Below are 1208 nucleotides of genomic sequence, written 5' to 3'. Positions count from 1 at the left end.
TGATGTAGCGATCGTTCCCCCGCCGCGTAATCGGACACCGCAACGGTGCGTCTACCGCTTCTCCTCCGGGGTTCAGAAAAAAGCGCCACGGATCAGGCGGGGCGGTATTGGTGGCGTACTGGTAGATCGAGCTACCCGTTCGCCCACGGCCCCATTTGGGAAAATCTTTTTGCGACCCCACGCGCGGATCGTTGGGCACAGTTTCCTTCCAGAACTCGGGCATGAACACGCGCGCGAGGTTGTAGATCAACGTGGCGCGCGCGTACTGCATACGCGAAACCAGGGCTGGTGTTTGACTACCCCTCCAACGATAAACCCCGTTGGGATAGCGCGAATCGTCCCACGGTCGCCAGTTGCCTTGTGGGTCGCGCCCATAAACTGCCGACTCCACCGCGACACTGTAATCGTCCGATCGCGCGCGAGTGATCGTTTCGTTGAACACGCTCGGGCGCGTGCGGTCGATCATCGCTGCCCCGGCCGCTTTTCCCGCGTGCCTCGCCGCCGCCGTGGCCGCATTCCCTAGACGACTGAACGTGTTTACGGACAGAACAGGACGCGCTGCGACCGCGCGTTTCAAGTCTGACCACAACGCCGCGCCCTGCGGCGCCGAGCTGCCTCCACCACCCCCGCGTCGCGCCACCACCGCCGCCCCCGCGACTGCGGCGACACCCCCACCTACCCACCACGCCCAGGCTGGAATCTTCGCCACGACCGCGACTCGCCTACCGCTTCGACCGGCCCATGATCGTCGTGCCGACCACGCCAACCCCGAACGCGCCGATCACCCACCACCAGGGGAACTTGCTGGTCGGACAACCACCAGGGCACTCGGTTTCGACCAAGTGCGTCGAACCCGCCCCGACGGGCGTACAACACTTCACGTTCGCGTAGGGGTTGGCCTCGGTGTGGAAGTCGCCGAGCCGCGCCCCACCGAGCAGGCCCCGACTCCCTCCGGATCCCTCCGTCTCGTCACCGGACGCGCGCCCGCCGGCCGGCATGAAGCCGTACGCCGCCGCCGTGATCTGCGCCTGGCGCATGACCGCGCTGCCGGGCGGTGCCCAGGTCGCGGCGCGGCGCGGATCGTAGCCCGGCGACACCCGGTCGCGCGCGTACTGGCGTCCCATCGCGCGAAGGGCGTTCTGGCTCTGACGTGAATAGCCGAGGTACATGGTTCAGCTTCCTTTCCCTTGTAAGTCAACCACGACACC

2 protein-coding genes are annotated in these 1208 nt (G+C 66.5%); both read right to left on the bottom strand.

The annotated features are described in order from the left end of the window. On the bottom strand, positions 1-466 hold a 466-nt coding region (locus Q8Q85_01620; GenBank protein MDP3772943.1), incomplete at its 3' end, for a hypothetical protein. 256 nt (positions 467-722) lie between these two features. Next, entirely contained in the window at positions 723-1169 is a 447-nt protein-coding gene (locus Q8Q85_01615) for a hypothetical protein (protein MDP3772942.1), read from the bottom strand. Between the last annotated feature and the right edge of the window lie 39 nt (positions 1170-1208).

This window comes from Gemmatimonadales bacterium (assembly GCA_030697825.1).
Classification (GTDB): domain Bacteria; phylum Gemmatimonadota; class Gemmatimonadetes; order Gemmatimonadales; family JACORV01; genus JACORV01.
This window is presented reverse-complemented; position numbering and strand designations above follow the sequence as displayed.